Origin of the sequence: Pseudomonas sp., from assembly GCF_051660785.1 — a bacterium.
Taxonomy (GTDB): domain Bacteria; phylum Pseudomonadota; class Gammaproteobacteria; order Pseudomonadales; family Pseudomonadaceae; genus Aquipseudomonas.
The window spans coordinates 14,716-36,136 of the sequence record NZ_JBOFQE010000071.1 but is presented as its reverse complement, the minus strand read 5'-3'; the positions used below and the strand labels follow the sequence as shown (position 1 = coordinate 36,136).

Here is a 21,421-nt window from a genome sequence, read left to right as displayed (position 1 = left end):
CGACCAAGGCTGTGGATAAGATTGTTGCCGGAGTACGGCGGCCGGCTCCTACAGGGCTAACTCTCGCATCCGTTGTAACACGGCATTAAGGCCATTACTGCGCGACGGCGACAGTTGCCGCGAAAGCCCCAGCTGATTGAACCACTCCGGCAAATCCACCTGCCGCAACTCATCCGCCGACAACCCGTTAACCCGCGCCAGCAGCAACGCCACCAACCCGCGAATCATCCGCGCATCGCTGCTCGCTGCAAACTGCCAGTGCCCCTCATCCAGCGAACCCACCAGCCACACCTGGCTTTCACAGCCATGCACACGGTTGGCCTCTACCTTGTCCACATCACTCAACGCAGGCAGACGGTCGCCCCATTGCATCAATAACCGCGCCCGCTGTTCCCAGCCAGCCGCATTCTGAAAGGTTTCGAGTGCGATAACGGCATCGGCCGGCAGGTTCATCGCAACAACTCCAGCGCCTGATCCAGCGCTTCAAAGAACCGCTCCAGGTCTTCGGAATCGTTGTACAGCGCCAACGACACCCGGATCGCCCCGGCCAGTTCGAAGCTTTTGAGCAACGGCATCGCACAGTGATGACCGGCGCGCACCGCGATGCCCTGTTCGGTCAGCAAATGCGCCAGATCGGAGTTATGCACACCCTCGACGACAAAACTGGCCAGCGCCAGTTGCGGCTTGCCCAGCAGCCGAATGCCATTGCGTGCTTCAAGACCTTTCAACAAATAGTCATGCAGCGCCGCTTCATGGGCCGACACGGCGTCCTGATCAAGCCCGCAGAGATAATCCAGCGTTGCCCCCAGGCCGATCACGCCGGCAATCGGCGGAGTGCCCGCTTCGAAACCCAGTGGCGCGGGGCGAAAGCGTGAACTGTGGTAATCGGCATCCAGCACCATTTCACCGCCGAACTGCCAATGGCGCAGTTGCTTGAGCGCTTCATGGCGACCGAACAGCACGCCCAGACCATCGGGGCCATAGAGCTTGTGGCTGGAAAAAACGTAAAAGTCGCAACCCAGCGCCTGCACGTCATGCCGGCCATGAACCACGCCTTGCGCGCCATCGACCACGGTCAACGCGTCGTGCGTCTTGGCCATCGACAGCAATGCAGGCAACGGCTGCCAGGCGCCGAGCACGTTCGACAGCTGACTGACCGCCAGCAAGCGGGTTTGCGGGCCGATCAATTGCGCGGCGGCATCAAGGTCGATCAAGCCGTCAGCATCCAGCGGCAAGATCACCAGTTTCAAGTCGCGACGCAGGGCCAGTTGCTGCCACGGCAGCAGATTGGCGTGATGCTCCAGAGCGCTGATGACAATCTCATCGCCTGGAGTGAATAAATGATCCAGGCCATACGCCAGGAGGTTCAGCGCGGAAGTCGCGCCGTGTGTAAAGATGATCTGCCCGCAATCGCCAGTATTCAGCCATTGGGCGACTTTGCTGCGGCTGGCCTCGAACGCCTGGGTGGCATGGGCGCCGGGCAAGTGTTGCGCCCTATGCACGTTGGCCGCGCCATTGGCGTAGTAATGCGCCAAAGCGTCCAGCAGGGCTTGAGGTTTTTGCGTGGTGGCGGCGTTGTCCAGATAGGTCTGGTCTTGCCGTTGCAACGCGGCGATGGCCGGGAAGTCGGCGCGCCAGGGAGAGGGAATCATCATGCTATCGGGCCCTGGTCAACATGGGCGGGTGTACGCCTGACCTTGTGGAGGCGGGCTTGTGTGGCGAGGGGGCTTGCTCCCGCTGGGTCGCGAAGCGGCCCCAAAAGCTTTGCGACTGCTTCGCAGCCGAGCGGGAGCAAGCTCCCTCGCCACACAAGCCCGCTCCCACAGGTGTTTATGTAGCGCTTAGTTGTGAGCGTGCAGCGCTTCGTTCAGTTCGATCGCCGATTTGTGGGTTTTGCATTCCACGGCACCGGTTTCCGAATTACGGCGGAACAGCAAGTCAGGCTGACCGGCCAATTCACGGGCCTTCACGACTTTGACCAGCTGGTTTTTTTCGTCCAGCAGCGCGACTTTGGTACCCGCGGTCACGTACAGGCCGGACTCAACGGTGTTGCGGTCGCCCAACGGAATACCGATACCGGCGTTCGCGCCGATCAGGCAGCCTTCGCCGACCTTGATCACGATGTTGCCGCCGCCCGACAGGGTGCCCATGGTCGAGCAACCGCCGCCCAGGTCCGAACCCTTGCCGACGAACACGCCAGCCGATACGCGACCTTCGATCATGCCCGGGCCTTCGGTGCCGGCGTTGAAGTTGACGAAACCTTCGTGCATCACGGTGGTGCCTTCGCCGACGTAGGCGCCCAGACGAATACGTGCCGCGTCAGCGATACGCACGCCGGCCGGAACCACGTAGTCGGTCATTTTCGGGAACTTGTCTACCGAGAACACTTCCAGCAGCTCGCCACGCAGACGGGCCTCCAGTTGATGCTCGGCCAGTTCGGCCAGGTCGATGGCGCCCTGGCTGGTCCAGGCTACGTTCGGCAGCAGCGGGAACACGCCGGCCAGGTTCAGGCCGTGGGGCTTGACCAGGCGATGGGACAGCAGGTGCAGCTTGAGGTAAGCCTCAGGCGTCGATGTCAGTTGAGCGTCTTCAGCCAGAATCGTTGCGACCAGCGGCTTGTGGCTCTCGGCCAGACGGGTCAACAGTGCGGCTTGTGCAGCGTCGACACCTTTCAGCGCTTCAGCCAGTTGCGAAGCCTGGGCGGTGCTGAATGCGATGGCCTGATTGCCTTCGGTGTAACCCAGTACCGGCGCGATAGCCGCGACCAGTTCGGCCGACGGGTTGAGCAGTGGCTGTGCGTAAAACACTTCCAGCCACGCGCCTTGACGGTTTTGAGTGCCGACACCAAAGGCCAGGCTGAACAGAGTAGTGGACATGTTGATACCTCTAACAAAATGGAACGGGCTGCTTACTTGAGCGCTGCCGCGTAGATATCTGGCTTGAAGCCAATCAGGGTTCGGTCACCGAGATCAAGCACCGGGCGCTTGATCATCGAGGGTTGTGCGAGCATCAGTTCGATGGCTTTCGGCTGGTCGAGATCGGCTTTGCGTTCGTCGTCGAGCTTGCGAAAGGTCGTGCCTGCACGGTTCAACACCACCTGCCAGCCGTGCTCGTCGCACCATTGGGTCAGGTGTTCACGGTCGATTCCGGCCGCTTTGTAATCATGAAAGTCATAGCCGACAGCGTGTTCATCGAGCCAGGTGCGCGCCTTTTTCATGGTGTCGCAGGCTTTGATGCCGAAAAGGTGCAACGTTTTGCTTGAAACGGTCAAGGAATTGCCCCCTTTGCAGGTGCTGGAAATTAAAGGTGACGGATTATGCCATGACCGGACGGTTTCGCGTCGGTCGTGGTTGTAAGCCACCGCAAAACCTGTGGGAGCGAGCAAGCCCGCTCCCACAATAGATTGCGGTGTTTCAGGGCGATGCGACATAGGTGCAACGGCCAGCCCGTAGTCTAAGCGTCTAATGTGGCACTTCAATGCTGTCGATTGCGGCTTTTCGGGAGGGGGTTTCGGGGGCGGCGGTTGCGCTTGAAAGCACTTCGGGCGCAACGCCTGGAGTTGTACAGACTCAGCCGTCATCACCGGATGGGTGATGACGTCTTGTGTGAAGTGATGGGTGAGTTGGACCTGAGTGCGGCCTACTCTTGGGGGCGGTGAAGTCGAGAGACTTACTGGTATGGGTTGGATTTAAGGGTACATCTGCCGAGCAAATGCAATATCGCCTTCGCTAAGTTGCAGATTCGTGAGTTGCTCCCAATCGCCGAGTGTGGCGTCGTTCGTTACTTGATAATGCATCACGGAGTGTCGGTCATAGGGAGCATAAGTTGCATTATTATCTCGAGGAAGGGGAAATAAGGTAGCGTCTACTGTAGCCCTCGACATTCCATGGTTTTTTTCAAGTGCCTTGTACACTTTTTCCCTGTCCCAGGGAATGTTCGCATCAGGATGTTGATGCTCATGTAGTCGACCCAGAGCATGGCCGAATTCATGAATGGCCACTGCCTCATAGGTGGCTTCGGTACTGTTGGTTCCTAGCCACATGGTTGCCGAATACGAGGGCGCGGCTAATGCATCTGTTCCAATGAGTGAGCGCGCCACAGTGTTGTAGAGCGGCGAAATTTCAATGCGAATGTCACCTTCATAGAGTTCGTCATCTTCGTTGAGGTCTATAAACTCAAAAGTAAGGTTGACGTAAGGCGCCCATTGATTAATGGCATTTTTTACGGTGTCAAACAAAGCATCATCCAGCCGCATGATTGCGATTTTTAGTGTTCTGCCCGTTGCCCAGTACCTGGTGTGCGAACCCACGCTTCGGGTTTGAGGGATTGATTTGTCCTGGGGTGAGTTGCTTTCTCGTTCTTGTGTGGCTGCTGCGTAAGATAAGTGCGGTTCAACAGTGTTTTGGATCTGGCAAGAAAAAATGTCCAAGCGTTTATATCCTTATAAACTAGATAGTTAAAATAACGTGGTAACTTAGAGATGAGCTAGGTTTTTAGCTTGATGGGATGTTAGTTGCTGTCATCGCCGTGCGGAAGTTAAAAGCGGTTAAGGAATGTTTCTTCGGTTGAAGCCTGTACTGCATTGCACAGTACAGGCGCGAAACTTCTTACTTGTGGCGTTGGATGAAAGCGCGGATGCGTTCTGCGGCTTCTACACATTCGGCCAGCGGCGCGACCAGAGCCATGCGCACGCGACCTGCACCCGGATTGAAACCATTAACTTCACGGGACAGATAAGAACCCGGCACCACGGTCACGTGTTCTTCAACGAACAGATCACGGCAGAACGCCTCATCGTCGCCTTCGACATTCGGCCACAGGTAAAAGCCCCCATCCGGACGCTGCACGTCCATCACCGGACTGAGGATTTCCAGCACGGCATCGTACTTCTCGCGGTACAGCGCACGGTTGGCGCGGACATGCACTTCGTCATTCCACGCGGCAACGCTGGCCAGTTGGGTCTGAACCGGCATCGCGCAGCCGTGGTAAGTGCGATAAAGCAGGAAGCCCTTGAGGATATCGGCGTCACCGGCCACAAAACCCGAACGCAGGCCCGGCAGGTTGGAGCGCTTGGACAGGCTGTGGAACACCACGCAACGCTTGAAATCCTTGCGGCCCAGTTCGACGCAGGCGCTGAGCAGGCCGGCTGGCGGGGTTTGCTCATCGAAATACAATTCGCTGTAGCACTCGTCGGCAGCGATCACGAAGTCGTATTCGTCGGCGAGGGCAATCAGTTTTTTCAGGGTGTCGACTGGGATCAACGCGCCGGTCGGGTTGCCTGGCGAGCACAGGAACAGGATCTGGCAGCGTTTCCAGATGTCTGGCGAAACAGCGTCGAAATCCGGGTTGAAGCCGTTTTCGTCCAGGCACGGCAGATAGTGCGGCTTGGCCCCGGCGAGGAACGCCGCGCCTTCGTAGATCTGATAAAACGGGTTCGGGCTGACGACCAAGGCATCTTCGCCACGGTTTACCACTGTCTGGGTGAAGGCAAACAGCGCTTCGCGGGTGCCGTTGACCGGCAGCACGTTGCGCGCCGGGTCGAGCCAGCCGGTCGGGACGCTGAAGCGGCGTTCGCACCATGCGCCGATGGCTTCACGCAGGGCCGGGATGCCGAGGGTGGTCGGGTACACGGCCATCTGATCCAGATTGCTGGCCAGGGCTTCGGCGACAAAGCTCGGCGAACGGTGCTTAGGCTCGCCGATGGACAGCGCGATGGCGCGTTTGTCCGGGTTTGGCGTGACACTGCCGAGCAGGGCGCGGAGCTTTTCGAACGGGTAGGACTGCAACTGGTTCAGAGCGTTGTTCATAAGGGGCCTCATCTAATGTGGGAGCGAGCCTGTGTGGCGAGGGGATTTATCCCCGTTGGGCTGCGGAGCAGCCCCGGCATTTCAAAGTTAAAACGCGTTTACGACTGCTTCGCAGCCGAACGGGGATAAATCCCCTCGCCACATGGCTCGCTCCCACAGGGGAAATTTGTTGGGTCAGATACTGAGTCGGGACAATTTGATATCAGGTTCATTACTGACGGTCAGCTGTTCAACGATTGCATCCTGCAAGCGAGTGCACAGCAACGGGTCGGACAGCGGCTGGTTGTTCGCGTCGGTGATGAAGAACACGTCTTCCACGCGTTCGCCGAGGGTCGCAATCTTGGCGTTCTGCAGCGACAGGTCGAATTCGAGGAAAATCGTGCCGATCCGTGCCAGCAGTCCCGGGCGATCCGGAGCGCTGAGCTCCAGCACCGTCACCGGACGCTGAGCATCGTTGTGAATTGTCACCTGTGGCGCAAACGCGAAATGCTTGAGCTGGCGCGGTACACGGCGCTGAATGATCGTCGGGTAGTCATCCGGGTTGCGCAGCGCATCGGTGAGGCCCTCACGGATCTGTTTGACCCGCGCCGGGTTATCGCCGATCGAGTCGCCGTCCGTGTCGAGCACGATGTAGGTGTCGAGGGTGAACTGGCTGCTGGAGGTGATGACCCGGGCGTCGTGAATGTTCAGGTTTAGCTGGTCCATCGCGGCCACGGTCACGGCGAAGAAGTCATGCTGATCCGGTGCGTAGATGAAGATCTGCGTGCCGCCTTCGAATTCGCGCTGGGTGGTTTCCTTGATCAACACCAGTGGCCCGCCATCGGCCGGTTGCTGGAGGATCGCGTCACTGTGCCAGGCGACGTCGCCGGCGGTGTGACGCAGGAAATAGTCATCGCCCAATTGCGACCAAAGCTGTTCGACATCGTCCGGATCGGTGCCGCCGCGCACCAGAATGTCCAGCGCTGCGCTCTGGGTCTGGCGAATCTGCATTTCGCGGTCTACCGGGTTCTCCAGGCCACGGCGCAAGGCGCGCTTGGTCTCGGTATACAGCTGGCGCAAGAGGCTGGCCCGCCAGGAGTTCCACAGGGTCGGGTTGGTGGCGTTGATGTCGGCAACGGTCAGCACGTAGAGATAATCGAGACGGGTTTCGTCGCCGACCGCTTGTGCGAAATCGTGGATCACCTGCGGGTCGGACAAGTCCTTGCGCTGGGCGGTGGTCGACATCACCAGGTGGTTCTGCACCAGCCAGACAATCAGGCGGCTGTCCCACACCGGCAATTGGTGGCGCTGGCAAAAGGCTTCGGCATCCACTGCGCCGATTTCCGAGTGGTCGCCGTGCCGGCCCTTGCCGATGTCGTGGTACAGGCCGGCCAGGTAAATCAGTTCGGGTTTGGGCAGCTTGCCCATGAGCTTGCTGGCCAGCGGGAATTTTTCCGACACCTGGGTGTACTGCAACTTACGCAGGTGCTTGATCAGATTCAGGGTGTGAGCGTCGACCGTATAGATGTGGAACAGGTCGTGCTGCATCTGCCCGACAATAAAGCCGAACTCCGGCAGATAACGCCCGAGGATGCCGTAACGGTTCATCCGGCGCAGGTTGCGGTGGATGCCGATCTTGCATTTGAACAGCTCGATGAACAGGCTGGTGTTGCGAATGTCATTGCGGAAATCGTCGTCGATCAGGTGACGGTGCTCACGCAGCAGACGAATGGTGTCGGCACGCACACCTTTGATTTCCGGCTGCTGAGCCATCAACACGAAAATCTCGAGCATGGCAAACGGCGTGCGCCGGAACACATTGTCATTGCGCGCTTCGATGTAGCCATCGTGCAACTGGAACCGCGAGTTGATCGGCTGCGGTGGCGCTTCGTCTTCCGGGGCGAGGATGACTTCCTCGAAGTGCTGGATGATCAGGTCGCTGAGCTGGGCAATGCTCATGACCACCCGGTAATACTGCTGCATGAAGTTTTCGATGGCTTGCTTGGCATCATCGCCCTCGAACCCCAGCAGGCCGGCAATCGAGCGCTGATGGTCGAACAGCAAGCGGTCTTCGGAGCGCCCGGCGAGCATGTGCAGCGCGTACCGGACCTTCCACAAAAACTCCTGGGACGAGGCCAGCAGGGCGTTTTCGCTTTCGACCAGGAAACCTTCGCCGGCCAGGGCCCGCAGGTTCAGGGTGCCGTATTCGCGGCGGGCCACCCACAGGATCGTCTGAATGTCCCGCAGGCCGCCGGGCGAGCCTTTGACGTTGGGTTCCAGGTTGTATTCGGTGTCGTTGTATTTGTGGTGACGGGCTTTTTGCTCGGCGCGCTTGGCGAGGAAGAAGTCCTTGCTCGGCCACATGTGCGCGGTGCTGGTGACGTCGAGCATGCGCTGGCGCAAACGTTCCGGGCCGCAGATGGTGCGGCTTTCCATCAGGTTGGTGACCACCGTGAGGTCGGCGCGGGCTTCAACGGCGCATTCGTCCACCGAGCGAACGCTCTGACCGACTTCCAGGCCGATGTCCCACAACAACGTCAGAAAACGCTCGATGGAATCACGGAAAACTTCGTGATCGGCGCTGTCCAGCAGGATCAACAGGTCGATGTCGGAATAAGGGTGTAACTCGCCGCGACCGTAGCCGCCCACCGCGACCAGCGCGATGTCGGCATCTTCGCTCCAGTTGAACTGCTCCCAGGCCTTTTGCAGGATGTTATCGACGAACCAGGCGCGATCCTCGATCAACCGGCGAATGTCCCGGCCACTGCGAAAGCGCCCGTCGAGCACCTCGCGGGCCTGGCGGATCGCCTTCTTGAAGGCCGCGATCGGGCTTGCCTTCAGGGCCAGTTCTGCCTGGAACTGACCACGGTCGAAGAGTTCGGGATCCACCTGCGGCATCGATTGGCTTTCCTTTCTATAAGGCTGGGAGCGGCGCGGCTCGGATCAGGCCGAAACGCGCGGGATGGTGTCATCGGCGCGCAAGGTGAAGATCTCGTAACCGGTCTCGGTCACCAGCAGGGTGTGTTCCCACTGGGCCGACAGCTTGCGGTCCTTGGTGATCGCGGTCCAGCCATCGCCCAATACCTTGGTGTCGGCTTTGCCCTGGTTAATCATCGGCTCGATGGTGAAGGTCATGCCTGCCTTCAGTTCCATGCCGGTGCCGGCCCGGCCGTAGTGCAGAATCTGCGGCTCTTCGTGGAACACCTTGCCGATGCCGTGACCGCAGAACTCGCGAACCACCGAGAAACCGTTCTTTTCAGCGTGTTTCTGGATGATTTCACCGATGTCACCCAGGCGGCAGCCAGGTTTGACGATCTCGATGGCCTTGTACATGCATTCCTGGGTGATTTGCGACAGGCGCTCGGCCCAGACCGGCACGGTGCCGACGTGGAACATGCGGCTGGTGTCGCCGTGGTAACCGTCCTTGATCACGGTGACGTCGATGTTCAGCGTGTCGCCATCTTTCAGCGGCTTCTCGTTAGGGATGCCGTGGCAGACCACGTGGTTGATCGAGGTGCAGATCGACTTCGGGTAGCCTTTATAGTTGAGCGGGGCAGGGATGGCTTTCTGCTCGTTGACGATATAGTCGTGGCAGATGCGGTCCAGTTCTTCGGTGGTGATGCCCGGCTTGACGTGTTCGGCAATCATTTCCAGCACATCGGCGGCCAGTTTGCCGGCGACACGCATCTTGGCGATGTCCTCGGGGGTTTTGAGGGTGACGGTCATACAGGCTCTCTCTGCGCTCGATGGCGCTTGCTAAAACGAAATGGGCGTTGCGCGTTCGATCTTCGCGGCCCTGAAAAACGCGATTCTAACAGACGATCAGCGCAAATCTGAGCCTCTGTGCATCGCTTCTCTCTATAGATTGGCGCATTCTGGGGCGATTCCAAGGGCGCGATTGAAGTCGCGCATCAGGAATCGAGAATCCGGGTTCCGTTTTTTGCAGCCCTGTGATATAAAATGCGCCGCTTTCCGGGGATACCCCGAAAGGCTTAAATCCACACACGTGTCGACACGATGACCTGGGTGCCTTCAGCTGATGCTGCTGGTTGGTCATTGGGATACGTGGAGGCCAAACCCGACTTATTAAGGAACTATCATGTCCCAAGTCAACATGCGCGATATGCTGAAGGCCGGTGTGCACTTCGGTCACCAGACCCGTTACTGGAACCCGAAAATGGGCAAGTACATTTTCGGCGCGCGTAACAAGATCCACATCATCAACCTTGAAAAAACCCTGCCAATGTTCAACGAAGCTCTGACTTTCGTAGAGCGTCTGGCCCAGGGCAAAAACAAGATTCTGTTCGTCGGCACCAAGCGTTCCGCTGGCAAGATCGTTGCTGAAGAAGCAGCACGTTGCGGTTCGCCGTACGTCGATCACCGCTGGTTGGGCGGCATGCTGACCAACTTCAAAACCATCCGTGCTTCCATCAAGCGTCTGCGTGACCTTGAAGTGCAAGCCGAAGACGGTACTTTCGCCAAGCTGACCAAGAAAGAAGCGCTGATGCGCACTCGCGATCTTGAGAAGCTCGATCGTTCCCTGGGTGGTATCAAGGACATGGGCGGTCTGCCAGACGCTCTGTTCGTTATCGACGTTGATCACGAGCGCATCGCGATCACCGAAGCCAACAAGCTGGGCATCCCGGTTATCGGCGTAGTCGATACCAACAGCAGCCCGGAAGGCGTTGACTACATCATCCCAGGCAACGATGACGCAATCCGCGCTATCCAGTTGTACATGGGTTCGATGGCTGACGCAGTTATCCGTGGTCGCAACCACGTTGCTGGCGGCACCGAGCAGTTCGTTGAAGAAGCTCCGGCAGCTGCAGCTGAGTAATTGACGCCCTGGCGTTGACTCAGTAAGCAAAAAGGGGGCTTGGCCCCCTTTTTGCCACCTCGAAAACCGTTTGTGAGCGGCGCAGCTACAGCCTCTGTAACGTGCAGCTGCTAACAAGTGGGTTCGGGAAGAATTGATCGCCCGTTCGATCGGGTGGAATGGTTGAAAACCTATCCAAGAGGAATTTTGAAATGGCAGAGATTACTGCAGCGTTGGTCAAAGAACTGCGCGAGCGTACTGGCGAAGGCATGATGGACTGCAAAAAGGCCTTGACCAAGGCCGGCGGCGACATCGAAAAAGCCATTGATGACATGCGTGCTTCGGGCGCCATCAAGGCTGCCAAGAAAGCAGGCAACGTGGCTGCTGAAGGCGCTATCGCTCTGAAAGAAGACGGCAAAACCGCCGTTCTGCTGGAAGTGAACTCGCAGACCGACTTCCTGGCTCTGCAGGACGACTTCAAGGCATTCGTTGCTTCCAGCGTTGAAAAAGCATTCGCTGACAAGCTGACTGATGTTGCTCCGCTGATCGAAGCTCAAGAAGCCGATCGCCTGGTTCTGGTCGGCAAGGTTGGCGAAAACGTCAATATCCGTCGCCTGGCTCGCGTTGAAGGTGATGTTGTCGGTGGTTACCTGCACGGTAACAAGATCGGTGTTGCGGTTGTTCTGAAAGGCGGCACCGTTGAGCTGGCCAAAGACATCGCGATGCACGTAGCAGCCACCAACCCTGAATTCCTGCTGCCATCGGAAGTTTCCGCTGAAGCGGTCGAGCGCGAGAAAGGCGTGTTCCTGACCCTGAACGCTGACAAGATCGCCGGCAAGCCGGAAAACATTGTTGAAAACATGGTCAAAGGCCGTATCAGCAAGTTCCTGGCTGAAGCGAGCCTGGTTGAGCAGGCGTTCGTCAAGAACCCTGAAATTAAGGTCGGCGACCTGGCCAAGAAAGCCGGTGCTGAAATCGTTTCCTTCACCTACTTCAAAGTAGGCGAAGGCATCGAGAAGCCGGTCGACAACTTCGCTGAAGAAGTAGCTGCCCAGCTGGCTGCCGCCAAGCAATAAGACGGTTTTTTAACTGTCGCCCTGAAGAGGCTGCCCGCTTACGCGCGCAGCCTCTTTTCAGATGGGGCACCAATTTTTATTGGTTTCCCTTTGGAACTGGCTTACAAAGCCATGTTCCGATGGCGCTGAAGCAGCGCCAAGCTAGAGTGAACGCCAGCTGTAAACAGCTCGCAAAGAATTTTTAAAATACGCCGCAGGAGAGATTCGCAATGGCTCAGCAGGGCAGTGGTTATCAGGCTCGCTATAAACGCATTCTACTCAAGCTTAGCGGCGAGGCCCTGATGGGCTCGGAAGAGTTCGGGATCGATCCGAAAGTTCTGGATCGCATGGCGCTCGAAGTCGGCCAACTGGTCGGCATCGGTGTTCAGGTCGGTCTGGTGATCGGTGGTGGCAACCTGTTCCGTGGCGCGGCGCTCAGCGCGGCCGGCATGGATCGGGTAACGGGCGACCACATGGGCATGCTGGCCACTGTGATGAACGCCCTGGCCATGCGCGATGCGCTGGAACGTGCCAATATCTCGGCCATCGTGATGTCGGCCATTTCCATGGTGGGCGTGACCGATCACTATGATCGCCGCAAAGCCATGCGTCACCTGAATGCCAAGGAAGTCGTGATCTTTGCGGCCGGTACCGGTAATCCGTTCTTCACCACGGATTCGGCAGCCTGCTTGCGAGCGATCGAAATCGACGCCGATGTCGTGCTCAAGGCGACCAAGGTCGATGGCGTATACACTGCTGATCCATTCAAAGACCCGCATGCCGAGAAGTTCGATCATCTGACTTACGATGAAGTGCTGGATCGCAAGCTGGGCGTGATGGACTTGACGGCTATTTGTCTGTGCCGCGACCACAAGATGCCGTTGCGCGTCTTTAACATGAACAAGCCCGGCGCCCTGCTGAATATCGTACATGGCGGCGCTGAAGGGACCCTGATCGAGGAAGGCCAACAATGATCAATGAAATCAAGAAAGACGCTCAAGAGCGTATGCAGAAATCCCTGGATTCTCTGAATCATGCATTCGGCCAGATTCGCACTGGCAAGGCACACCCGAGCATTCTGGGTAGCGTGATGGTGCCGTACTACGGCACAGACACCTCCATCACCCAAGTGGCCAACATCACCGTAAAAGACTCCCGCACCCTGCAAGTGGTAGCGTTTGAGCGCAATATGCTTGCCGCTGTCGACAAGGCTATCCAGAGCGCAGGTCTGAACCTCAATCCGACTAACCTCGGTGAGCTGCTGCTGATCTCCATGCCGGCGCTGACCGAAGAGACCCGCAAAGGTTTTACCAAGCAAGCGCGTAGCGCTGCCGAAGACGCTCGTGTGGCGGTACGTAACATCCGTCGCGATGCTTTGGGTGATCTGAAGAAGCTGGTGAAAGACAAGGAAATCAGCGAAGACGAAGAGCGTCGTGCCGCTGCCGATATCCAGAAGCTGACCGACAAGGCTGAGGCTGACATTGATGCGGCCACCAAGCAGAAAGAAGCCGACCTGATGGCCGTATAAGGGTCGCGTTTTCATGGAAAAGACTAAGCAGACTGCGCCGTCCGCGGTGCCGCGCCATGTCGCGATCATCATGGATGGTAATAATCGCTGGGCGAAAAAGCGCTTTATGCCCGGTGTCGCCGGTCATAAGGCGGGCGTGGATGCAGTTCGTGCGGTAATCGAGGTGTGCGCCGAGTCCGGGGTCGAGGTATTGACCCTGTTCGCCTTCTCCAGTGAGAACTGGCAGCGCCCGGCCGATGAAGTCAGTGCCTTGATGGATTTGTTCTTCAAGGCATTGCGTCGTGAGGCCAAGCGCCTCAACGACAACAACATCAGTCTGCGCATCATCGGTGATCGTTCACGCTTTCATCCCGAGCTTCAGGCTGCCATGCGTGAAGCCGAGGCGATGACCGCGGGTGCGAATCGCTTTGTCTTGCAGATCGCCGCCAACTATGGCGGTCAGTGGGACATTGCCCAGGCTGCGCAGCGTCTGGCGCGTGAAGTTCAGGCCGGGCATCTGCGTCCGGAAGACATCACGCCCGAGCTGCTGCAGACCTGTCTGGCCACCGGCGATCTGCCGTTGCCGGACTTGTGCATCCGCACCGGGGGCGAACACCGCATCAGTAACTTCCTGCTGTGGCAACTGGCTTACGCCGAGTTGTACTTCTCCGACCTGTTCTGGCCGGACTTCAAACACGACGCCATGCGTAACGCGCTGGCCGATTTCGCTTCTCGTCAGCGCCGCTTCGGTAAAACGAGCGAGCAGGTCGAGTCTGGGGCCCGGGTTTAATGCTTAAACAACGAATCATCACCGCGCTGATCCTGCTGCCGATCGCCTTGTGCGGGTTTTTCCTGCTCGAAGGCACAGGCTTTGCGCTGTTCATCGGGCTGGTCGTGACCCTCGGTGCGTGGGAGTGGGCTCGCCTGGCGGGCTTCAATGCCCAACCGATTCGTGTTGCCTATGCCGTATTGGTCGCATTGATGCTGTTTATCATGCACATCCTGCCGGGGCTCGCGCCCTGGGTGTTGGGTGCCTCGGTGCTTTGGTGGGGCGTGGCGACGTATCTGGTGCTGACGTATCCGCGTTCGAGCGAGCGTTGGTCCAGTGCAGCGACCAAATTGGCGATCGGCCTGTTGATTCTCCTGCCGGCCTGGCAAGGTCTGGTGCAGATCAAACAATACCCATTGGGTAACTGGTTGATCATGGCCGTGATGGTGCTGGTCTGGGGGGCCGATATCGGTGCGTACTTTTCCGGTCGTGCCTTTGGCAAGCGCAAGCTGGCGCCGCAAGTCAGCCCTGGCAAGAGCTGGGAAGGCGTGTACGGCGGTTTGCTGCTGAGCCTGGTGATTACGGCAATCGTTGGCCTGGTCCGCGACTGGAGCTTCGGGCAGATGCTGATGGGTCTGATCGGTGCGGCAGTGATCGTATTCATCTCGGTGGTGGGTGACCTCACCGAGAGCATGTTCAAGCGTCAGTCGGGCATCAAGGACAGCAGTAACCTGTTGCCGGGCCATGGCGGGGTGCTCGATCGTATCGACAGCCTGACAGCCGCGATCCCCGTATTTGCCGTGCTGCTGTGGATGGCCGCACCGTGAGCCGCCCACAACAGATTACCGTTCTGGGGGCGACCGGCTCGATCGGTCTGAGCACCCTGGACGTGATCGCTCGGCATCCCGAGCGTTATCAAGTATTTGCGTTAAGTGGCTTCACTCGCCTGAGTGAGCTGCTGGCCTTGTGTGTGCGTCACACGCCGCGGTTTGCCGTCGTGCCAGAGGCGGGCGCTGCCCGAACCTTGCAGGACGACTTGCGCGCCGCTGGTCTGTCGACACGCGTGTTGGTAGGGGAGGAGGGCCTTTGTCAGGTTGCTTCCGATCCTGAGGTCGATGCGGTCATGGCGGCCATCGTTGGCGCGGCGGGCTTGCGCCCGACCCTGGCGGCGGTCGAGACGGGCAAGAAGATCCTGCTGGCCAACAAAGAAGCGCTGGTCATGTCGGGTGCGCTGTTCATGCAGGCGGTGCGCAAAAGCGGCTCGGTGCTGCTGCCCATCGACAGCGAGCACAACGCCATTTTTCAGTGCATGCCACAGGATTTCGCCCGCGGGCTGGGCGCGGTCGGTGTGCGTCGGATTCTTCTGACGGCCTCTGGTGGTCCGTTCCGACAGACACCGATGGCCGAGTTGGCGCATGTTTCCCCTGAGCAGGCATGCGCTCATCCGAACTGGTCCATGGGGCGCAAGATTTCGGTCGATTCGGCCAGCATGATGAACAAAGGGCTCGAATTGATTGAAGCCTGCTGGCTGTTCGACGCCAAGCCGTCCCAGGTCGAAGTGGTGATTCACCCGCAGAGCGTGATTCATTCGCTGGTCGACTACATCGACGGTTCGGTGCTGGCTCAGTTAGGCAACCCGGACATGCGCACGCCGATCGCCAACGCCTTGGCCTGGCCGGAGCGCATCGATTCTGGCGTGGCGCCACTGGATCTGTTTGCCATCGCGCGTCTGGACTTCCAGGCGCCCGATGAAGAGCGTTTTCCTTGCCTGCGCCTGGCGCGTCAGGCCGCCGAAGCGGGCGATAGCGCACCGGCCATGCTCAATGCAGCGAATGAAGTGGCTGTCGCGGCGTTTCTCGACGGGCGGGTTCGCTACCCGGAAATCGCGAGTATCATCGAGGAAGTGTTAAACCTCGAGCCGGTCGTTGCGGTAGATGATCTCGAGGCGGTATTCACGGCCGACGCGAAAGCGCGAGTACTGGCCGGGCAATGGTTGAGTCGTCACGGGCGGTAAGTGCTGCGGTACGTTGGCCCATGCAGCACTGGACAGGATTGCGGAGAAAGTAGATGAGCGCGCTCTATATGATTGTCGGCACCCTGGTTGCGCTGGGCGTGCTGGTCACCTTCCACGAATTCGGCCATTTCTGGGTCGCACGTCGCTGTGGGGTCAAAGTACTGCGCTTCTCCGTGGGCTTCGGCATGCCGCTGCTGCGTTGGCACGACAAGAAAGGCACCGAGTTCGTGGTGGCTGCCATTCCGCTGGGCGGCTACGTGAAGATGCTCGACGAGCGCGAAGGCGAAGTGCCGGCCGATCAGGTCGATCAATCCTTCAATCGCAAATCTGTCCGTCAGCGTATTGCCATCGTGGCCGCAGGGCCGATCGCCAACTTTCTATTGGCCATGGTGTTTTTCTGGGTGTTGGCCATGCTCGGCAGTGAGCAGGTGCGTCCGGTCATCGGCGCGGTCGAATCCGGCAGCATCGCCGCCAAGGCCGGTCTGGGTGCTGGTCAGGAAATTATTGCCATCGACGGCGAGCCGACTTCCGGCTGGGCCGCGGTGAATCTGCAACTGGTCCGTCGTCTTGGCGAGAGCGGTTCTCTTCAGTTGTTGGTGCGTGAGCAGGGCTCCACGGCAGATTCGCCCCGTGAGCTGATGCTGGATAAATGGCTCAAGGGTGCTGACGAGCCTGACCCGATTCGTTCGCTGGGTATTCGTCCTTGGCGTCCGGCGTTGCCGCCTGTTCTGGCCGAAATTGATCCGAAAGGGCCAGCTCAGGCTGCTGGCCTGAAGACGGGTGATCGACTGTTAGCCCTCGATGGCAAGCGGGTGGATGACTGGCAACAGGTGGTCGATACGGTCCGTATGCATCCGGATACCAAAATCATGCTGCATGTCGAGCGTGATGGTGCTCCAATCGACGTCCCCGTGGCCTTGGCCGCTCGGGGCGAGAAAAAAGCGCCTACCGGTTATATGGGCGCCGGGGTGAAGCCGGTCGATTGGCCGCCGGAGATGATTCGTGAAGTGAGTTATGGTCCGTTGGCCGCAATTGGCGAGGGTGCTCGACGCACCTGGACCATGAGTGTGCTGACCCTCGATTCACTCAAGAAAATGTTGTTCGGCGAGCTCTCGGTAAAAAACTTGAGTGGACCGATAACCATTGCTAAAGTGGCGGGCGCTTCTGCCCAGTCGGGCGTCGCTGATTTCCTGAATTTCCTTGCTTATCTGAGTATTAGCCTGGGAGTTCTGAATTTGCTGCCCATTCCTGTACTGGATGGGGGGCATTTGTTGTTTTATCTGATCGAGTGGGCGCGTGGTCGTCCCTTGTCAGATCGGGTGCAGGGTTGGGGGATACAGATCGGTATCAGTTTGGTGGTCGGGGTGATGTTGCTTGCTCTGGTCAATGATTTGGGCCGTCTGTAACACTTCGCTGAATTGCGAATCTGCCGCATTTTGCGGCAGTTTGTTTATTGCCAGTTGGAATAAGAAAGGACTTCATGAAACGTCTGCTGCTAACTGCGGTTCTCACCGTATTGATGATCGCCGAAGTTCACGCCGAGTCCTTCACTATCTCTGATATTCGCGTCAATGGCCTCCAGCGGGTCTCCGCGGGTAGCGTCTTTGGTGCTTTGCCGTTAAACGTCGGTGAACAGGCGGATGATCGTCGCCTGGTGGAATCCACTCGTGCGCTGTTCAAAACCGGGTTCTTTCAAGATATCCAGCTGGGCCGCGATGGCAATGTCCTTGTCATTACGGTAGTCGAGCGTCCGTCAGTCGCCAGTATTGAGATCGAAGGTAACAAGGCGATCTCTACTGAAGACCTGATGAAGGGCCTCAAACAGTCCGGTCTGGCCGAAGGCGAGATCTTCCAGCGTGCCACCCTCGAAGGTGTACGAAACGAACTGCAGCGCCAATATGTCGCTCAGGGTCGCTACTCGGCCACCGTCGACACCGAAGTGGTGCCGCAGCCGCGCAACCGCGTCGGCCTCAAGGTCAATATCAACGAAGGCACCGTTGCCGCTATCCAGCACATCAACGTGGTGGGCAACACGGTCTTCCCTGATGAAGACCTGATCGACCTGTTTGAACTGAAAACCACCAACTGGCTGTCGTTCTTCAAGAACGATGACAAGTACGCTCGTGAAAAACTCTCCGGTGACCTGGAGCGTCTACGCTCCTACTACCTGGACCGTGGCTATATCAATATGGATATCGCTTCGACCCAGGTGTCCATCACCCCGGACAAGAAACACGTCTACATCACCGTCAACGTCAACGAAGGCGAGAAGTACACCGTTCGTGACGTCAAGCTGAGCGGCGACTTGAAAGTGCCTGAAGACCAGGTCAAGTCCCTGCTGCTGGTTCAGAAAGGCCAGGTGTTCTCGCGCAAGCTGATGACCACCACGTCCGAGCTGATCACCCGTCGTCTGGGTAACGAGGGCTACACCTTCGCCAACGTCAACGGCGTACCGCAGCCTCACGATGAAGACCACACGGTGGACATCACTTTTGCAGTCGATCCGGGCAAGCGTGCTTACGTCAACCGCATCAACTTCCGTGGCAACACCAAGTCCGAAGACGAAGTGCTGCGCCGTGAAATGCGTCAGATGGAAGGCGGCTGGGCTTCGACCTACCTGATCGACCAATCCAAGACCCGTCTTGAGCGTCTGGGCTTCTTTAAAGAAGTGAACGTCGAAACCCCTGCCGTACCGGGTGTCGATGACCAGGTCGACGTGAACTACAGCGTTGAAGAACAGGCTTCCGGTTCGATCACCGCCAGCGTCGGTTTCGCCCAGAGCGCCGGTCTGATCCTCGGTGGTTCGATCACTCAGAACAACTTCCTGGGTACCGGTAACAAGGTCAGCGTCGGCTTGACCCGCAGTGAATACCAGAGCCGCTATAACTTCGGTTATGTCGACCCGTACTGGACTGCTGATGGCGTGAGCCTGGGTTACAACGCTTTCTATCGCACCACCGACTACGATGACCTCGATGTCGACGTAGCCAGCTATGCCGTAGATAGCCTGGGTGCTGGTGTTAACGTTGGTTACCCGATTAGCGAGACGTCGCGCCTGACCTTCGGTCTGAGCGTGCAACAGGACAAGATCAAGACCGGTCAGTACACCGTTGACGAGATTTTCGACTTCGTAAACAAGGAAGGCGACAACTACCTCAACTTCAAGGCGTCGGCCGGCTGGTCCGAGTCCACCCTGAACAAAGGCGTATTGGCGACCCGTGGACGTTCCCAGAGCCTGACTCTGGAAACCACCACACCGGGCAGCGACCTGTCGTTCTTCAAAGTCGATTACCGTGGCCAGTTGTTCCAGCCATTGTCTGAAAACTACACCGTGCGCCTGCACACCGAATTGGGCTATGGCGACGGTTACGGTTCGACCGACGGCTTGCCATTCTATGAAAACTACTATGCTGGTGGTTTCAACTCGGTTCGTGGCTTCAAGGACAGCACACTGGGTCCTCGCAGTACGCCTAGCCGTGGTACGAACCCGGGTACGTTGGCCGATCCGGACCAGGATCCACTGCCGTTTGGTGGCAACGTCCTGATCCAGGGCGGTGCAGAGCTTCTGTTCCCTCTGCCGTTCGTCAAGGATCAACGTTCCCTGCGAACCTCGGTATTCTGGGATGTGGGTAACGTTTTTGACTCGCAGTGCAAAGACACCACCAACGCAAACGGTTCGGCGTCCAATACAAAGTGCAACGACATCAGCCTGAGCAACATGGCCAGTTCCGTCGGTGTGGGCGTGACCTGGGTCACCGCACTGGGTCCTCTGAGCTTCGCGTTGGCCATGCCGATCAAGAAACCGGATGACGCTGAGACTCAAGTGTTCCAATTCTCTCTTGGCCAGACGTTCTAAGCGTCTGCCCCAAAATAACGACAATGGATTTTGTAGGAGTGCATCGTGCGTAAGTTGACTCAATTGGTTCTCCTGGCGACCGTACTGGTAGCAGGTCCGGCTTTTGCCGACATGAAGATCGCCGTTCTGAACTATCAAATGGCCCTGCTGGAATCTGATGCGGCCAAGAAATACGCCGTGGATGCCGAGAAGAAATTTGGCCCGCAACTGACCAAGCTCAAGACTCTGGAAAGCAGCGCTAAAGGCATCCAGGACCGTCTGATGGCTGGCGGCGACAAGATGCAGCAAGGTGAGCGTGAACGCCTTGAGCTCGAATTCAAGCAAAAGGCCCGTGACTTCCAGTTCCAGTCCAAGGAACTCAACGAAGCCAAGGCTGTTGCCGACCGTGAAATGCTGAAGCAGCTCAAGCCGAAACTGGACAGCGCTGTGGAAGAAGTCATCAAGAAAGGTGCTTTTGACCTGGTCTTCGAGCGTGGCGCAGTGATTGATGTCAAGCCTCAGTACGACATCACTCGCCAGGTTATCGAGCGCATGAATCAGCTGAAGTAATCCATGACAGCGACTATAAAGCTCGGCCAGTTGGCCGAGTTCCTTGGCGCCACGCTACGTGGCGACCCGGAGAAGCAAATTACTGGGCTAGCCACTTTGCAAGAGGCTGGCCCAGCTCAGTTGAGCTTTCTCGCAAACCCCCAATACCGTAAATACCTGGCAGACTGCCGGGCCGCAGCCCTGTTGCTGAAGGCCGCTGACGCTGAAGGTTTTGCCGGCGATGCATTGGTGGTGCCAGATCCGTATCTGGCCTATGCGCGTATTTCCCATCTGTTCGATCCCAAGCCCAAGGCGCCTGCCGGTATTCACCCGACAGCGGTAGTGGCTGCGGACGCAGTGGTTGATCCGGCGGCGAGCATTGGTGCCTTTGCAGTGATTGAAAGCGGCGCGCGTGTTGCTGCCGGTGTGACGGTGGGTGCGCATTGCTTCATCGGTGCCCGCAGCGAAATCGGCGAGGGCGGCTGGCTGGCCCCGCGGGTCACGCTGTACCACGACGTGCGCATCGGCAAACGGGTGGTGATTCAGTCCGGTGCCGTGCTCGGTGGCGAAGGCTTCGGTTTTGCCAACGAGAAAGGTGTCTGGCAGAAAATCGCCCAGATCGGTGGTGTTCTGGTCGGTGATGATGTGGAGATTGGCGTGAATACCGCTATCGATCGCGGTGCACTGGCCGATACCGTACTGGGTAACGGTGTGAAGCTCGACAATCAGATTCAGATCGCTCACAACGTGCAGGTCGGTGATCACACCGCCATGGCCGCGTGTGTGGGGATCTCCGGCAGCACCAAAATCGGCAAGCATTGCATGCTCGCCGGTGGCGTAGGGCTGGTGGGGCATATCGAAATTTGCGACAACGTTTTTATCACCGGGATGACCATGGTGACCCATTCGATTACCGAAAAGGGTTCCTATTCTTCCGGTACGGCGATGCAACCAGCAGCCGAATGGCGCAAAAGCGCGGCCCGTATCCGTCAGCTCGATGACATCGCGCGACGTTTACGACAGCTGGAAAAGCGTGTAGGGGACGTGACCCCTGACGGTAATGCTTCATCAGATGGCTGATACCATTTCC

At 58.2% G+C, this 21,421-nt stretch carries 19 protein-coding genes; 11 read left to right on the top strand and 8 right to left on the bottom strand.

The window, feature by feature from the left end:
- Positions 1-48 precede the first annotated feature (48 nt).
- The 8 genes from ACRC4F_RS18610 to map all read right to left on the bottom strand — a co-directional run bounded on the left by ACRC4F_RS18610 (position 49) and on the right by map (position 9,512).
- Positions 49-453, bottom strand: coding sequence for a SufE family protein (locus ACRC4F_RS18610; RefSeq protein ID WP_438660662.1), 405 nt, complete (start codon positions 451-453; stop codon positions 49-51).
- Entirely contained in the window at positions 450-1,655 is a 1,206-nt protein-coding gene (locus ACRC4F_RS18605) for an aminotransferase class V-fold PLP-dependent enzyme (protein WP_438660661.1), read from the bottom strand. Before ACRC4F_RS18605 ends, ACRC4F_RS18610 begins: the two co-directional genes overlap by 4 nt.
- A gap of 186 nt (positions 1,656-1,841) precedes the next feature.
- The gene (gene dapD / locus ACRC4F_RS18600; protein WP_200667793.1) at positions 1,842-2,876 is read right to left on the bottom strand and encodes a 2,3,4,5-tetrahydropyridine-2,6-dicarboxylate N-succinyltransferase; all 1,035 of its coding nucleotides are present in this window, start codon (positions 2,874-2,876) and stop codon (positions 1,842-1,844) included.
- Positions 2,877-2,908: 32 nt separating this feature from the next.
- On the bottom strand, positions 2,909-3,271 hold the full coding sequence (locus tag ACRC4F_RS18595; RefSeq protein ID WP_438660660.1) for an ArsC family reductase: 363 nt from the start codon (positions 3,269-3,271) through the stop codon (positions 2,909-2,911).
- A 417-nt stretch (positions 3,272-3,688) separates the two neighbouring features.
- Complete coding sequence (locus ACRC4F_RS18590) at positions 3,689-4,429, bottom strand: M12 family metallopeptidase (RefSeq protein ID WP_438660659.1); 741 nt, start codon at positions 4,427-4,429, stop codon at positions 3,689-3,691.
- Between the two features lie 178 nt (positions 4,430-4,607).
- Positions 4,608-5,807 carry a succinyldiaminopimelate transaminase gene (gene dapC / locus ACRC4F_RS18585; protein WP_438660658.1) on the bottom strand — a complete coding sequence of 400 codons (1,200 nt, stop codon included), beginning with the start codon at positions 5,805-5,807 and terminating at the stop codon, positions 4,608-4,610.
- A 174-nt stretch (positions 5,808-5,981) separates the two neighbouring features.
- On the bottom strand, positions 5,982-8,684 hold the full coding sequence (locus ACRC4F_RS18580) for a [protein-PII] uridylyltransferase (protein ID WP_438660657.1): 2,703 nt from the start codon (positions 8,682-8,684) through the stop codon (positions 5,982-5,984).
- 45 nt (positions 8,685-8,729) lie between these two features.
- Positions 8,730-9,512 (bottom strand): type I methionyl aminopeptidase, encoded by a 783-nt coding sequence (map, locus tag ACRC4F_RS18575; protein WP_438660656.1) that lies wholly within the window; start codon positions 9,510-9,512, stop codon positions 8,730-8,732.
- Positions 9,513-9,885: 373 nt separating this feature from the next.
- Between map and rpsB the strand changes: the two genes are divergently transcribed.
- The 11 genes from rpsB to lpxD all read left to right on the top strand — a co-directional run bounded on the left by rpsB (position 9,886) and on the right by lpxD (position 21,411).
- A complete protein-coding gene (gene rpsB, locus ACRC4F_RS18570) occupies positions 9,886-10,623 on the top strand; it encodes a 30S ribosomal protein S2 (RefSeq protein ID WP_007907989.1) in 738 nt (245 codons plus the stop codon).
- A 191-nt stretch (positions 10,624-10,814) separates the two neighbouring features.
- On the top strand, positions 10,815-11,678 hold the full coding sequence (tsf, locus tag ACRC4F_RS18565) for a translation elongation factor Ts (protein WP_438660655.1): 864 nt from the start codon (positions 10,815-10,817) through the stop codon (positions 11,676-11,678).
- A gap of 209 nt (positions 11,679-11,887) precedes the next feature.
- Positions 11,888-12,631, top strand: coding sequence for a UMP kinase (gene pyrH / locus ACRC4F_RS18560; protein WP_003172271.1), 744 nt, complete (start codon positions 11,888-11,890; stop codon positions 12,629-12,631).
- Complete coding sequence (gene frr, locus ACRC4F_RS18555) at positions 12,628-13,185, top strand: ribosome recycling factor (protein WP_007949335.1); 558 nt, start codon at positions 12,628-12,630, stop codon at positions 13,183-13,185. The genes pyrH and frr overlap by 4 nt, the downstream gene beginning before the upstream one ends.
- 13 nt (positions 13,186-13,198) lie before the next feature.
- Complete coding sequence (gene uppS, locus ACRC4F_RS18550; protein WP_438660654.1) at positions 13,199-13,954, top strand: polyprenyl diphosphate synthase; 756 nt, start codon at positions 13,199-13,201, stop codon at positions 13,952-13,954.
- On the top strand, positions 13,954-14,760 hold the full coding sequence (locus ACRC4F_RS18545) for a phosphatidate cytidylyltransferase (RefSeq protein WP_438660653.1): 807 nt from the start codon (positions 13,954-13,956) through the stop codon (positions 14,758-14,760). Before uppS ends, ACRC4F_RS18545 begins: the two co-directional genes overlap by 1 nt.
- Positions 14,757-15,947, top strand: a complete 1,191-nt coding sequence (gene ispC / locus ACRC4F_RS18540) for a 1-deoxy-D-xylulose-5-phosphate reductoisomerase (RefSeq protein ID WP_438660652.1) — start codon at positions 14,757-14,759, stop codon at positions 15,945-15,947. The genes ACRC4F_RS18545 and ispC overlap by 4 nt, the downstream gene beginning before the upstream one ends.
- 53 nt (positions 15,948-16,000) lie before the next feature.
- Positions 16,001-17,353, top strand: coding sequence for a sigma E protease regulator RseP (rseP, locus tag ACRC4F_RS18535; RefSeq protein ID WP_438660651.1), 1,353 nt, complete (start codon positions 16,001-16,003; stop codon positions 17,351-17,353).
- A 74-nt stretch (positions 17,354-17,427) separates the two neighbouring features.
- The gene (gene bamA / locus ACRC4F_RS18530) at positions 17,428-19,803 is read left to right on the top strand and encodes an outer membrane protein assembly factor BamA (protein WP_438660650.1); all 2,376 of its coding nucleotides are present in this window, start codon (positions 17,428-17,430) and stop codon (positions 19,801-19,803) included.
- A 45-nt stretch (positions 19,804-19,848) separates the two neighbouring features.
- Positions 19,849-20,352, top strand: coding sequence for an OmpH family outer membrane protein (locus tag ACRC4F_RS18525; protein WP_008028980.1), 504 nt, complete (start codon positions 19,849-19,851; stop codon positions 20,350-20,352).
- Positions 20,353-20,355: 3 nt separating this feature from the next.
- The gene (gene lpxD, locus ACRC4F_RS18520) at positions 20,356-21,411 is read left to right on the top strand and encodes a UDP-3-O-(3-hydroxymyristoyl)glucosamine N-acyltransferase (RefSeq protein ID WP_438660649.1); all 1,056 of its coding nucleotides are present in this window, start codon (positions 20,356-20,358) and stop codon (positions 21,409-21,411) included.
- The last annotated feature ends 10 nt before the right edge of the window (positions 21,412-21,421 follow it).